Origin of the sequence: Rheinheimera sp. NSM (genome assembly GCF_052380015.1) — a bacterium.
GTDB lineage: Bacteria > Pseudomonadota > Gammaproteobacteria > Enterobacterales > Alteromonadaceae > Alishewanella.
The window spans coordinates 38,808-51,886 of record NZ_JBQTCI010000005.1 but is presented as its reverse complement, the minus strand read 5'-3'; the positions used below and the strand labels follow the sequence as shown (position 1 = coordinate 51,886).

Genomic DNA, 13,079 nt, shown 5'->3' with positions numbered 1-13,079 from the left:
TGATTTTATACCAGAGAAGCAAAAAGATGAATTGGTGGAAATGGATAATCGGCGTAATAGCACTGTTAGCCGCACTACTGGCAGCCAGCATTTATGCCCTGCTGTATCTGAGTTTACCGCAGTACGACGGCGAACAGGCTACGCTGATAAGCAGCACCGCCAGGTTAGAGCGGGACGCCGGCGGCTATCTGAGTATTCAAGCTGCCAACCGCAATGATGCCGCCTATGCGCTGGGCTTTGCTCATGCGCAGGAACGGTTTTTCCAAATGGATTTACTGCGCCGCAATGCCGCCGGTGAATTATCGGCCCTGTTTGGCGAGCGAGCCCTCGATGCTGATAAAGCCCTGCGCCGTCATCGCTTCCGTTTTCGTGCCAACCGGGCCCTGGCGCAACTGTCAGCGCCGGAGCAACAACTGCTGGCTGATTACAGCCGCGGCGTAAATGCCGGCCTTAGTGCACTGAGCTTGTCGCCGTTTGAATATCTGCTGCTGCGCCAAACACCACAGCCGTGGCTGCCGGCTGACTCCTTGCTGGTGATCTACAGCATGTACCTTGATTTACAAGGCAAGCTGGGTAAAGACGACTACGCCATGACAGTGCTGCAACAGGCGCTGCCTGCACAGTGGTACAGCTTTTTACAGCAACACAGCGATATCTGGCAGGCCGCCATCGACGGCACTGCAGTTGACGCCGTTGCCATGCCGGACCAGCCGTATCCGCAAGCGTTGCGTGAACAAGCCACGGCGTGTCAGGCTTGTACTGTTAAAGATGCTACCGATATCGGCAGTAATAACTTTGCGGTGGCCGGCAGTTTAACCAGCCATGGCAGTGCCATTTTGGCCGATGATATGCACCTGAATATCCGCGTGCCCGGCACCTGGTACAAAGCGCAACTGAACTGGCGCAATGGCAGCACTTTACACACCGTAACCGGCCTGACGCTGGCCGGCACTCCGGCGGTAGTAGTGGGCTCTAACGGCCGGCTGGCCTGGGGTTTTACCAACAGCACCGCCGATTGGCATGATCTGGTAGCGCTGCAATTGTCCGACGACGGCAAACGCTATCTGACGCCGGATGGTTGGCAAGCACTGGAATACGTATACGACACCATTAAAGTGGCCGGCAAAGCCGATCAGCCGGTTGAAATGGCACAAACCCGTTGGGGGCCACTGGTACGCTTTGGTGACAGTCCGGCTTATGCACTACGCTGGGTGGCGTATGATGATGTCGCGGTAAACTTTAAACTGCTGCAACTGGAAACTGCCGCAACAGTGCAGGACGCAGTGCAACTGGCGTCACAAACCGGTATTCCGGCGCAGAACCTGATGCTGGCTGACAGCAAAGGCAACATTGGCTGGAGCCTTATGGGTCCGGTGCCACAACGTACTGTCGATGATTGGGACACTGCTCAGGATTGGAGCAATGGCGAGCAAGGCTGGTTTGGCTATCAGCCGCCACAGATACAACCGCAGTTGCTTAACCCCGACAGCAACAGGCTATGGAGCGCCAATGCCCGGGTGGTAGGTGGCGACATGTACCAACTGCTGGGTAACGGCGGTTACGATTTAGGCGCCCGCGGCTGGCAAATTCAGCAAGGCCTGGAGCAACTGCAACAAGCGGATGAACAGGCATTGCACCAGATCCAGCTGGACAACCGCGCACTGATGCTGCAGCGCTGGCAGCAATTACTGTTACAGCGCTTAGACAGCGATACGGTGCAGCAGCATCAGTTACAGTCTTACCGCCAGCATGTGTTAACCAGCTCTCAGCGCGCCGCGACCGACGCCGTGGGTTATACCCTGGTGCGCGCCTTCAGGCTGCAATTACTGCAGCTGCAATTTGCGCCACTATCGGCGTTACTGGAGCAACACAGTGCCCGCAGCAGCGATCTAAAGTATTCACTGGAGACGCCGCTTTGGGCTATGTTGCAACAACGCCGCGCCGACACCCTGCCGGCCAACTTCAGCAGTTGGGATGAGCTGCTGCTAAGCGCCATACTGCAAAGCAAGCAGCAGTTAGAGCAGCAATACGGCAGCATTAACCAGAGCAACTGGGGCACGGTGAACCGCGCCAACATTCAACATCCGCTGTCCGCTGCCGTGCCGCTGTTGGGCGGTTGGCTGAATATGCCGCAAACAGAGCTGAACGGCGACAGCCATATGCCACGGGTGCAACGGCCGGGGTTTGGCCAGTCGCAGCGCATGGTGGTGGCGCCGGGGCAAGAGCACAAAGGTATTTTAACTATACCGGCCGGTCAGTCCGGCCATCCGTTATCGCCGTTTTACCGCGCCGATCATCATTACTGGTTAAATGAAGTGGCCTTGCCGTTTTTACCCGGCGAGAAAAAATATCAACTGCTGCTGACACCGCAGGGTTGACTTTAGCCATCCGGACGGATTATGTTAGCAGCCATGAAAACTGTATTTAACGCGCTCAGCTTTTTTAACTTTACCACCCCCAACGGGAGGCGGTGAGCTGCGCGCGCAGTAAAACCAGAAAACCTCCCCCGCCGGGAGGTTTTTTTTTGCTTATTTTTACCTCAGATAAAGAGAACCAACATGGAACTGGATGACATACGCCACGCGATAAGCGACACCGACCAACAACTGCTGGCCTTGCTGTCGAAACGCCGGCAACTGGCGCTGGCAGTAGCCGATGCCAAACTGGCACAGAACAAACCGATACGCGATCAAAAACGCGAGCAGGAGCTGCTGGTATCCCTTATCGGCCAGGGCAAGCCACTGGGGTTAGACGCACAATACGTCACGCGGCTGTATCATGTGATTATTGAAGACTCAGTGCTGCAGCAACAGGCAAAAATTCAGGGTCAGTTGAACGGCACCGACAGCCCGGCAGTGCGGGTAGCTTTTCTTGGCGGCCAGGGCTCGTACAGTTACTGGGCCACGCAAAAATACTTTACCCGCCGTGCCGAGCGTATTATCGAACAAGGCTGCGACAGTTTTAACGAGATTGTCCAGGCAGTAGAAACCGGCCACGCCGATTACGCCTTGCTGCCAATTGAAAACACCTCGTCCGGCAGTATTAACGAGGTGTATGACATACTGCAGCATACGCGGTTGTCTATCGTTGGCGAGCTGACCCACCCTATCGCCCATTGCCTGCTCGGTCTGCCGGGCACCGATTTAACTAAAATCCGCCAGGTGTGTGCGCATCCGCAGGTTATCGCTCAGTGCAGCCAGTTTTTGCAGGGCTTATCGCAGGTAAAAATTGAGTATTGCGACAGCTCATCAGATGCCTTTAACCGCATTAAACAGCAGCAAGACCCTACCGTAGTTGCCATTGGCGGCGAAGAAGGCGGCCAGTTATATGGCCTTGAAGTACTGACCCGCGATTTGGCCAACCAGAAAGATAACGTCAGCCGCTTTATTGTAGTGGCACGTAAACCGGTAACCGTCGCCAAAGCCATACCAGCGAAAACCACCTTTATTATGTACACCGGCCAGCAACCCGGCGCCCTGGTCGATGCGTTATTAGTACTGAAGCAGCACGGTATCAGTATGGGCAAGCTGGAATCGCGGCCGATTAACGGCAACCCGTGGGAAGAGATGTTTTACGTTGACGTCTTTGCCAACCTGAACGACTACGCCATGACCCGCGCCCTGGAAGAGCTGAATAAAATCACCAAATTTATTAAGGTTTTAGGCTGCTACCCCAGTGAAGATATCGAGCCAACCCAGGTAACGGCAAGCTGATAAAACAGCAGCAGGAGCGCAAGCCCTGCTGCGTAAACTTTAGTGTAACTATTAGCGATACAACCATTAGCACTACAACTGCTCCTGCAAAAACCGGATACAGGTTTTAACAGCTGCACTCATATGCTGCCGGTGAGCATACACCAGGTACACGGGTGCTGCGGGGGGCATAAAGTCTTGCAATAGCTCCACCAGGTTACCCGCTTCCAACTCTGCTGCGACCTGGTAGCGGGGTAACAATGCAATGCCTAAATCTTGTTTCATGGCATGGATCAGCGCCTGCGAGCTGTTAATTCTTAACCTGCCGCTTACCGGTACCACTATTGCTTTGCCTTGCTCAATAAAATGCCAGCGTGCTTTTTCTGCATGGGCGCCACGCCAAAGGCACTGATGCAATGCCAGTTGAGAAGGATGCAATGGCAGCTCCCGTCCGGCTAAATAGGCCGCAGAGCACACGACACTGTACGGCAAATCACTCACCTTACGGGCGATAAGGCCGGAGCTTGGTAACGGGCCGCAGCGCACTGCAATATCAACATTCTCCGCAATAAGATCTAATGGCTCATCATCCAGAATCAGTTCTATTTCAAGTTCCCGGTACTGTTTTAGCAAGCTGGCAAGCAAGGGCGCCACCAGCACCGAGCCAAAGGTTACTGCAGCGGTAATACGCACCACGCCGCGCGGGCTATCACGCAAACTACCCAGATGCGCCTCAGCAGCGGCCGCTTGGGTAACAATTTGTTGGCAATATTCGTAATAAGCCTGCCCTTCCAGCGTAACAACCATGCTGCGGGTAGTTCGCTGCAACAAGCGCAGGCCAAGGTAATTCTCCAAACGGCTCACCGCTTTACTAACGGCACTTTTTGATAACTCCAGCAAGTCTGCCGCCAGGGTAAAGCTACCTTGTTCCACTACCTTTGCAAAAATCAGCATGTCGCCAAGCCGTTCCGGTTTCATTCGCCACCATTGTTTCCTTTTGGAAACTTTGATTATAACCAGAGGCCATTAATCGAACAACCAGGAAACAGTAAACTGCCGCTATCAACTTATGGAGCGGCATTATGAAAACGATTTATCTGACAACCCGTAACCTGGCACCAGCGATTCAGTTTTATCAGCAACAGCTGAATGCCGTTATTCTGTCGCAGTCACCGCGCGGGGCCATATTAAACCTTACAGAGCAACAGCTGCGGTTAGCATTAAACCTGCCGGGCGAGCTAACCAGCACTCCCGCTGCAGAGCGCCAAGTGTTACTCACTGCAAGCCTGGTAGATAAAATGATCAACCAACCGCACATTTTTTATCGTCAGTTTATGGCGCCACGGCCGGCTGACAAACACCAGCTACCTGTGCAGTTGATTGATGCGGATGGCCACCACTGGCAGATATACTCACAACCCGCACCGGCTACGCGGCAATAGCAACACCATTAAGATTTGCCGCCGGTCTGTTGCAACCAGGGCGGATGCGATAACTAACGATAGAAGGTGTCTATTGATCATGGGTAACCCGATCACCTAACGCCCCCCTAGCGCATCAGCGCTGATACAACTCCAGCGGCAGGCCGTCGGGGTCTTGAAAGAAGGTAAAGGCTTTGCCGGTGAATTCGTCGATGCGGATTGGTTCTACCGCTACGCCCTGCGCGGTTAAGTAATCGGCAAATTCTGCAACGTTGTCTACCACAAACGCCAGATGACGCAGGCCTTGCGCTTCGGGTTGGCTTGGCCTTGGCGGTGGATTAGGAAAGCTGAACAGCTCGATTTGATTACCGCTTGGCAGGGCAAGATCGAGCTTCCAGGAGTCACGCTCGCGGCGGTAGTTTTCGGCAATAACGCTTAAGCCTAACAATTGTGTGTAAAACTGCTTTGAGCGGACGTAATCACTGCAAATTATCGCCACATGATGAATGGCACCAAGCAAAGGGCGCGTTATAGAAAGAGGTTCAGGGCGGGTCATAAAAAAGGCCTTAAGCTACTAAGGCCCTAAGTGTATCAGAGCAGCTTTTGCAGCTCATCCTTTAACTCTTTATCCTGTGTCGATGCCAGCAGCGGTTTTAAAATTGCTTCTGCTTTAGCTTGTTGCTGCTGCAACAGATACAACTGGCCTAAACGCAATTTGGCCCAATCAATATTATCGGCTGCCGGCTGCTGCTCAATAAACTGCTGCAAAGCCGCAATGCCTTTATCCACAGCCAGTTCACCTTTTACTGCCGAGCGGCCAATTTGGTACAGTGCCTGCGCTTTAGCTTCGGCGGCTTCGTCATCACTTGCCGGCATGGTCAGTGCCTGTTCAAACAGTGCCATCGCTTTGGCATGCTGATCAGCGCGGGAAAAGGCCACACCGCGCTGTAAGTAGGTTTCCGGCCGCTGCGTTAGCAGTTCATCTTTGGCTAAAAGTGCATTAAAAACAGCGTCATCCTGCAAATCAGATGCATTTAACTGCAACAAAATGCCTTGTAAGAGATCAATCTGCTTTAACTGCTCAGCCAGTTGCAACGCTTTATCTTTATCGCCGCCGGCAACGCCAGGTGCCTGAGCCAGAAAGCTGCCGAGCGCTATATAACTGCGCGGATTTTCCGGTGCTAATTCAAGCGCGGCTTCGTAGGCTTTTTTGCAACGCTTGGCATACCCCAGCGCACTGAACATACTGGCAGAAGCCGCCAGATTGCAGCTTACCGTGGCATACCAGTGCTGGTAGTCTGCGTTGTTGCTGTCAATCTTTACCGCTTTTTCCAACAAGTCTTCTGCTTTGTCTGCGTTATTTAACAGTGCCTCGGTTTGCCCCAACAAGGCCAGCAGCTGTGCATCTTTGGTTTTGTTAGTTACCATAGGGCTTAACAAGGCCTGAGCTGCCGACACATCACCGGCTTGCCACAGAGCTTTAACCTGTTCGGCTAATGCTTGCTGCTCTGTAGTATTGGCCAGCACACTGCTGCTGAGGATCAGGCCGGAAAAAAAGAGGATGCTACGCATGGTGCTGCTCCGTATCGTGCTGCGACAACTAAGTTGCAGGCACTATAAGGCACAGCACAGGTGCTTTACCATAGGCCAAAAGTAACAAAGTATTACCCTCACCTACAGCTCAATAACATCGCCTTTGGCCGGAATTTTTGCCGCTATGCCAAGCTGTGCCAATTCCTGCTGCAGCACGGCTTGCGCCTCTGGTTCGCCATGTACTAAATAAAACTGCGGCTGGCCGCCGATGGCCTGCGCCCAGTCCAGCAGTTCGCTTTGGCCGGCATGGGCGGAAAAACCGCCGATGGTGTGCACTTTGGCTTTTACCATTATTTCCTGGCCAAACAGTTTTACCCGCCGCTCGCCGTCTACCAAGCGCCGGCCCAGGGTGCCATAGGCCTGAAAGCCGACAAAAATCAGATGATTCGAGCTTTTCCATAAGTTGTGTTTCATATGATGCACTATACGGCCGCCGTTACACATGCCGCTGCCGGCAATAATAATAGCGCCGCCGCTAACGCGATTTATCGCCATCGACTCTTCCACGCTTTCAGTTAACCGCAGCATCGGCAGTAAATCCTGCAGTTGCATGCCTTTTTTAAAACCAATAGCCGCTAAGTCTTTTTGGTCCAGGTTGTGCAGATAATCGTTGTAGATATTGGTAATGCTGATAGCCATGGGGCTATCAAGAAATACCATACGCTGCTTTAACCGGCCCTGATGATGTAACAGCGCCAGGTAATACAGAATTTCTTGTGAGCGGCCAAGCGCAAAGGCCGGTATAAACACATTACCGCCGTCTTTATTGGCTTGCTCCAGAGCTTGTGCCAACTCGTCCAGCGAATTGTCGATGTTTTGGTGGTTACGGTTACCGTAGGTGCTTTCCATCAGCACGATGTCGGCCTGGCCAATGTCGGTCGGGTCGTGCATCAGCACGGTAGCCGGGTTACCTAAATCACCGGAAAACACCAGCTTGCGCATGGCTTTGTCAGCCTTAAGCCACAACTGCACTATGGCTGAACCCAGAATATGGCCGGCATCGGCAAATTCCAGCTCCAGCCCGGGCAGCGGCGTTAGGCGCTTTTTGTAGGCCAGGGTGTCACACAACTGCACTACCCGTTCGGCATCGGCGACGGATAACACCGGGTCTTGCAGCTTTTTACCGGCACGGGCGGCTTTTTTGTTTTGCCACTCCAGGTCTTTTAAATACAAATGCACCGAGTCTTTCAGTAGTACCGGTAGCAGCTCAGCAGTGCCGGGGGTACAAAGTATTTTGCCGTCAAAACCACGCGCCACTAACAGCGGCAGCAAGCCGCTATGGTCGATATGGGCATGGGATAAAATGACTAAATCGATATCTTTGGGGCGGAAGGCAAAATGAAACTTATGCCATTCACGTATTTGATCGGCGCCCTGCACCATACCGCAGTCGAGTAAAATCTGCTTATTTTGGAATTTAATTAAATAGCACGAGCCGGTAACCTGCTGAGCTGCACCGACAAAAGTTAAACTGGCATTAAGCGGCATCAGTTGCCTCCTGAGCGTCTGTTAAAGGTTCAAAACGGCTTTGCAAGGCGCCAAGCGCCAGCAAGGCCCTGGTCAATTGCCGGGTAAAACGTTTGGTTTCCGCCAGGCGCAGTAATTGCTCGCCACCGGCATCTTTACTCACCCGCTCTTGTAATACCAAGGCATACAATTGCTTTTTATTCTGCTCACGCTGGCGCAACAGTTCACGGTAACAGCTACGGATCTGCGCGGCATCATCCGGCCAGATAGCCCGGCTTAGCTGTTGCCACAGCTCCGCCTCCGGGCTAAACACTTCGACATCGGCGGCCAGGTGCTGTGTCAGTGCCGGCAATAACTGCAACGTCATTTCCAACTGCAACTGGCTTTTTACCAGCTCATTTAACAGCATGGCTTCCGTTGCCGGCAATTGCTCCTTACCCAACCGGTGCATGTAGCTGCTGATCTCCGTTTGTAAACTGCGGATATCATCAAGGCTGTCCGCCTCGGTAGGCTGAGCCTGCGCTAACCGCACTGCCTGGGCGGCAATAAGCTGGCCAACCCGCAACAGCTCAGTGCTAAGGGCGTTAATGGCTAACGCCGGGATAGCCAGGCTGGACGCATCCAGACTACGTAAGCCGGCACTGTCTTGCCGGCGGAACTTTTTATTCAGCCACAGCACCAAACGGCCGGTTACCGGCCACATCAGTAACACTCCCAACACATTAAACAAGGTATGAAACAACGCCAAACTTACTGCCGGCTGCGGGCTGGTAAACAACCACTGCTGCACCAGCTCAATGCCCCACAGCAGCGGCGATAACAGTAATAAAGCCACCACACCGGTTAACACATTAAAAATAACATGCAGCCAAGCCAGCCGTTTGGCTTTAGCGGTAGCCGCCAGGGTAGACATCAGCGCGGTAGATGTAGTGCCAAGGTTAGCACCAATTACAAAAGCCGCCGCTAATGACAGCGGAATAACGCCGGCCGACACCGCTGTGATCACCAGGGCTATTACCGCAATGGAGGCCTGCATCAAGGTACTCAATAAAGTACCCAGCAGCACCCCCAGCAAAATACCCCAAATGCCCAGCTGTGCCAGGCCGGTAAATTCAATGTCGACAAAGGCGGTATCAAAACTTTGCTTTAAAAACGCCAAGCCGAGAAATAGCAAGCCAAAACCAAGCAAGCCTTCGCCAAGGCCTTTATTGCGGCCATCGCGGCTAAACAGCTTTAACATGGCGCCTACGCCGATAACCGGCAGCGCCAGCGCATCAATTTTAAATTGCAGCCCTACCAGGGCAATAAACCAACCGGTAAGGGAGGTACCAACATTACTGCCGTAAATAACAAAGGCGGCATTTTGCAACGACAAGATACCGGCATTAACAAAGCCAATGGTAGTTACCGTTATCGCGCTGGAAGACTGCACTGCCACGGTAGCCACGGTACCAAACATCACTCCCTGCCAGGGCTTATGCGTCCAGCGCTGCAGAAACTGCATCAAGCCCGGCCCTGCGGCCACTTTCAAACCTTGACTCATCCAGTCCATGCCAAGCAAAATTAAGCCCAGGGCACCAAAAGCCATTAACATATCAGTCCACATTCCGCATCCTCAGACTACAGCTGACAAGCCTAACCAGAAAAAACATTGGCTATATTATTCTCAATCAAACAATAGCTTAGTTTGTTGCCTTACCCTAGTATGGCAACAATGAAATTGCACGGAGATAACAAAAATGACACCTGATCCGCATCAGTTACACGAACGCCATTTGGCGTCGGCACAACAATCATTGGATGCCATAGCGAAATTACAGGACCACAGCTCTTACCGGCTGGCGTTTGCCGACAATGAGTTTTTAATGCAGGACGAGCTGCGCCATGTGCGGCTGCAACTGGAGTATTTAAAACCGCAACTGGTGCTGGAGCAGCACAATATCAGCGCTACTATTGTAGTCTTTGGCAGCGCACGGTTTTTATCACCGGAGCAGGCGAAAACCGCAGTAGCACTGGCAGAAAAGCAACTGACCGAAGCCGATACAGCACAAAACCAACAGGCACTACTGCGGGCTAAAAAACAGTTAGACAACAGCAAATACTACACAGCGTCACAGCAGTTTTCGGCGCTGGCTACCCGCTACAGCTGTTGCAATCCCGACTGCGCCATGACCATTATCAGCGGCGGCGGGCCAGGCGTGATGGAAGCGGCCAACCGCGGCGCTATGGATGCCGGCGGTGAAAGCATAGGCTTAAATATTGTGCTGCCACGTGAGCAGCAGCCCAACCCTTACATTACACCGCAGTTTTGTTTTCAGTTTCACTACTTTGCTATTCGTAAAATGCACTTTTTACAGCGCGCCCGCGCCTTGGTGGCCTTTCCCGGTGGCTTTGGTACTTTAGATGAGCTGTTTGAAACCTTAACCCTGATTCAAACCAAAAAGGCCGCGCGGGTGCCGGTAATTTTGTACGACAAAGCCTTTTGGCAAAAGCTGATTAACTTTGACATGCTGGTAGAAGAGGGTGTGATCAGCGCCTCTGATCTGGAGCTGATCCAGTACGCCGATACAGCGGAGCAAGCCTGGCAGCTGATAATGGATTATTACCAGTTACCTGATAAAACGCCGCAGTTGGGTTAACTGCGGCTGTCTGCAGCTTTTTGCAGCAGCTGTTTGCTCTCTTGCAAAAATTGCCCGGCCAAGTCACCAAAAAACTGCTGGCCTTTGCCAAACTGCGCCATTAAGCCGGCTTTGTCTTGATCTTTCAGCAGTTGCAGCAAGGCAGTGAAGCGCTGCTGATAGCGCTCGAGCAAAGCAGCGACCTCGCCGGATGACAACATAATATCGGCATACAGCTCAGCGTTTTGCGCAAATAAGCGCCCTACCATTGCCAGCTCCAGCCGGTAGATCGGTGAGCTTAGCTGCAACAGCTCATTAAGATCGGCGTTTTCATCGGCTAAATGCACACCGTACACCAAGGAGGAAAAGTGCCGCATGGCCTGAATCAGCTGCATAGCACTGTCGTGCTCTGCCGCCTGTTTTACCGCCAACTCGGCGCCCCAGACATTAAGCTGTTTTAGCAGCCACTGGTACTGGCTTTCATCACGGCCATGGCACACCACCACTACCTGTTTTACCAGGTTGGTAATATCCGGGCCAAACATCGGGTGCAGCCCGACAACCGGGCCCTTATGTTGTTGCAGCATGGCATCAAGCGGCTGTTGCTTAATACTGGTAATGTCTGCCAGTACACAGTTGGCCGCCAACACCGGTAATTTATTAATCAGCTGTACGGTCAGCGTAATAGGCACCGCCAGCAACACCAGTATGGCATTGGCACAGATCGCCTCTGCCTGCGGCCAGTCGTGTTGCTCCAGCACCACCACCTCGTAGCCGGAACGCTGAAAAAGACTAACAAAGCGGGCGCCAAGCGCGCCGGCGCCACCGACAATAACCACCTTGCCGCCGCCCCCGCGGCAACAAACAAAGCCACTCTCCTGAGTTTGGTATGACTCGCGCATAATACGCCGCAGCACATCTTCAGTTAAGTCTACTGATACGCCCAGAGCCCGGGCTTGCTCACGCCTAGCGGCCAGCAGCGCTTGTTCACGCTCGGGTACATATACCGGTAAGGCAAACTGCTGCTTTATTTTACCCACCTGAGCGGTAACTTTAGCGCGCTGTGCCAACAGCGCCACCAGTTGACTGTCGATACTGTCTATTTGCCGGCGCAGCGGCGCCAGCGCCTGCGTCGCTTGCGAGTCTGCCATCTAAGCTGCCACCACTGCCGGTTGCATTTGCTGGTGCAGGCTGGCCAGCAGCTGTGCTGTGGTATCCCAGTCGATGCAGGCATCGGTTACCGACACACCGTACTTTTCAGCTTTGCCGTCAATTAAATCCTGGCGCCCGGCAAACAGGTGGCTTTCCAGCATAATACCGATAATGGCCTCGTTACCGGCCATACGTTGCGCCACTACATTGTGCGCCACTTCGCCCTGGCGGTTATGATCTTTATTGGAGTTACCATGGCTGCAGTCGACTACAATACCGCGCGGTAACTTTAATTTGTCCAGCTTAGCCAAAGCTTCGCCGATACTGTGTTCATCATAGTTAGGCTTAGCGCCGCCGCGCAAAATAATATGGCCATCGGGGTTGCCGGCAGTTTGCACTAAGCTGACTTCACCGCGCTGATTAATACCAATAAAGCTGTGGCCACTGGCAGCAGATTGCAGCGCGTTCAGGGCGATATTTAAATTGCCGTCGGTGCCGTTTTTAAAACCAACCGGCATCGACAAGCCACTGGCCATCTCGCGGTGGGTTTGCGACTCTACCGTGCGGGCGCCAATGGCTGACCAGCTGATAAGATCCGATAAATACTGCGGGCTGATAGGATCCAACGCTTCGGTAGCCGTAGGCAATTGCATGTCGACCATCTTCAGCAACAGCTCACGGCCCCAGGTTAAACCGGTTTCCAGGTCAAACGAGTCGTCCAGATGCGGATCGTTAATAAAGCCTTTCCAGCCCACCGTGGTGCGCGGCTTTTCAAAATACACCCGCATCACTATGTATAAGCTGTCGGCATATTGCAATTGCAGTTGCTTTAACTTTTGCGCGTATTCAAGCGCTGCCAGCGGGTCGTGAATAGAACAAGGACCAGTAACCACTAACAGGCGTTTATCACGGCCATGCACGATGTCGGCAATGGTATTACGCGCCTGTTGCACAAACTGTGCGCCCTGCTCCGACAACGGCAGTACTTTTTTTAATACTGCCGGCGGGCTTAACGGCTTTTCTGCCACTATGCGCAGATCGTCTACTATTTTACTCATGCTAAAACTCCGGGTGCGGTGTTATAAGCCGTAAGCATAGGTAAAAACGCTGAAGTTGCTAAGGCGCGCCCTTACGTA

Annotated in this window: 11 protein-coding genes; 4 read left to right on the top strand and 7 right to left on the bottom strand. The window is 53.0% G+C overall.

Annotated elements, in window-relative coordinates:
- The first annotated feature begins 26 nt into the window (after positions 1 to 26).
- A complete protein-coding gene (locus ACTZWV_RS14650; RefSeq protein ID WP_444787264.1) occupies positions 27 to 2,378 on the top strand; it encodes a penicillin acylase family protein in 2,352 nt (783 codons plus the stop codon).
- Between the two features lie 180 nt (positions 2,379 to 2,558).
- On the top strand, positions 2,559 to 3,713 hold the full coding sequence (locus tag ACTZWV_RS14645; RefSeq protein WP_444787263.1) for a chorismate mutase: 1,155 nt from the start codon (positions 2,559 to 2,561) through the stop codon (positions 3,711 to 3,713).
- 72 nt (positions 3,714 to 3,785) lie between these two features.
- On the opposite strand, the gene ACTZWV_RS14640 is transcribed toward ACTZWV_RS14645, so the two are convergent.
- The gene (locus tag ACTZWV_RS14640) at positions 3,786 to 4,670 is read right to left on the bottom strand and encodes a LysR family transcriptional regulator (RefSeq protein ID WP_444787262.1); all 885 of its coding nucleotides are present in this window, start codon (positions 4,668 to 4,670) and stop codon (positions 3,786 to 3,788) included.
- A 104-nt stretch (positions 4,671 to 4,774) separates the two neighbouring features.
- Here ACTZWV_RS14640 and ACTZWV_RS14635 point away from each other — a divergent pair, with 104 nt between their 5' ends.
- Positions 4,775 to 5,134 carry a hypothetical protein gene (locus ACTZWV_RS14635; protein ID WP_444787261.1) on the top strand — a complete coding sequence of 120 codons (360 nt, stop codon included), beginning with the start codon at positions 4,775 to 4,777 and terminating at the stop codon, positions 5,132 to 5,134.
- Between the two features lie 115 nt (positions 5,135 to 5,249).
- Here ACTZWV_RS14635 and gloA2 read toward each other — a convergent pair whose 3' ends face one another.
- The 4 genes from gloA2 to ACTZWV_RS14615 all read right to left on the bottom strand — a co-directional run bounded on the left by gloA2 (position 5,250) and on the right by ACTZWV_RS14615 (position 9,779).
- Positions 5,250 to 5,669: an SMU1112c/YaeR family gloxylase I-like metalloprotein gene (gloA2, locus tag ACTZWV_RS14630; RefSeq protein ID WP_444787260.1), complete on the bottom strand. Its 420-nt coding sequence runs from the start codon at positions 5,667 to 5,669 to the stop codon at positions 5,250 to 5,252.
- A gap of 35 nt (positions 5,670 to 5,704) precedes the next feature.
- Positions 5,705 to 6,685 carry a tetratricopeptide repeat protein gene (locus ACTZWV_RS14625; RefSeq protein WP_444787259.1) on the bottom strand — a complete coding sequence of 327 codons (981 nt, stop codon included), beginning with the start codon at positions 6,683 to 6,685 and terminating at the stop codon, positions 5,705 to 5,707.
- A 102-nt stretch (positions 6,686 to 6,787) separates the two neighbouring features.
- Positions 6,788 to 8,194, bottom strand: coding sequence for an MBL fold metallo-hydrolase RNA specificity domain-containing protein (locus tag ACTZWV_RS14620; protein WP_444787258.1), 1,407 nt, complete (start codon positions 8,192 to 8,194; stop codon positions 6,788 to 6,790).
- Entirely contained in the window at positions 8,184 to 9,779 is a 1,596-nt protein-coding gene (locus tag ACTZWV_RS14615; protein WP_444787257.1) for a Na/Pi cotransporter family protein, read from the bottom strand. The genes ACTZWV_RS14620 and ACTZWV_RS14615 overlap by 11 nt, the downstream gene beginning before the upstream one ends.
- Positions 9,780 to 9,912: 133 nt before the next feature.
- Between ACTZWV_RS14615 and ACTZWV_RS14610 the strand changes: the two genes are divergently transcribed.
- Complete coding sequence (locus tag ACTZWV_RS14610) at positions 9,913 to 10,812, top strand: LOG family protein (RefSeq protein WP_444787256.1); 900 nt, start codon at positions 9,913 to 9,915, stop codon at positions 10,810 to 10,812.
- Here the strand turns inward: ACTZWV_RS14610 and tyrA are convergent.
- Both tyrA and ACTZWV_RS14600 read right to left on the bottom strand, forming a co-directional pair.
- Positions 10,809 to 11,942: a bifunctional chorismate mutase/prephenate dehydrogenase gene (gene tyrA, locus ACTZWV_RS14605; RefSeq protein ID WP_444787255.1), complete on the bottom strand. Its 1,134-nt coding sequence runs from the start codon at positions 11,940 to 11,942 to the stop codon at positions 10,809 to 10,811. The genes ACTZWV_RS14610 and tyrA overlap by 4 nt on opposite strands.
- The gene (locus ACTZWV_RS14600; protein WP_444787254.1) at positions 11,943 to 13,001 is read right to left on the bottom strand and encodes a 3-deoxy-7-phosphoheptulonate synthase; all 1,059 of its coding nucleotides are present in this window, start codon (positions 12,999 to 13,001) and stop codon (positions 11,943 to 11,945) included. It lies immediately after the preceding gene.
- Positions 13,002 to 13,079 lie beyond the last annotated feature (78 nt).

Bases quoted from the DNA above. Each gene is read 5' to 3' on its own strand.
- ACTZWV_RS14640 (WP_444787262.1), bottom strand. From the start codon at position 4,670: ATGAAACCGGAACGGCTTGGCGACATGCTGATTTTTGCAAAGGTAGTG.
- ACTZWV_RS14610 (WP_444787256.1), top strand. From the start codon at position 9,913: ATGACACCTGATCCGCATCAGTTACACGAACGCCATTTGGCGTCGGCA.
- ACTZWV_RS14650 (WP_444787264.1), top strand. From the start codon at position 27: ATGAATTGGTGGAAATGGATAATCGGCGTAATAGCACTGTTAGCCGCA.
- ACTZWV_RS14625 (WP_444787259.1), bottom strand. From the start codon at position 6,685: ATGCGTAGCATCCTCTTTTTTTCCGGCCTGATCCTCAGCAGCAGTGTG.
- ACTZWV_RS14620 (WP_444787258.1), bottom strand. From the start codon at position 8,194: ATGCCGCTTAATGCCAGTTTAACTTTTGTCGGTGCAGCTCAGCAGGTT.
- ACTZWV_RS14600 (WP_444787254.1), bottom strand. From the start codon at position 13,001: ATGAGTAAAATAGTAGACGATCTGCGCATAGTGGCAGAAAAGCCGTTA.
- tyrA (WP_444787255.1), bottom strand. From the start codon at position 11,942: ATGGCAGACTCGCAAGCGACGCAGGCGCTGGCGCCGCTGCGCCGGCAA.
- ACTZWV_RS14615 (WP_444787257.1), bottom strand. From the start codon at position 9,779: ATGTGGACTGATATGTTAATGGCTTTTGGTGCCCTGGGCTTAATTTTG.
- gloA2 (WP_444787260.1), bottom strand. From the start codon at position 5,669: ATGACCCGCCCTGAACCTCTTTCTATAACGCGCCCTTTGCTTGGTGCC.
- ACTZWV_RS14635 (WP_444787261.1), top strand. From the start codon at position 4,775: ATGAAAACGATTTATCTGACAACCCGTAACCTGGCACCAGCGATTCAG.
- ACTZWV_RS14645 (WP_444787263.1), top strand. From the start codon at position 2,559: ATGGAACTGGATGACATACGCCACGCGATAAGCGACACCGACCAACAA.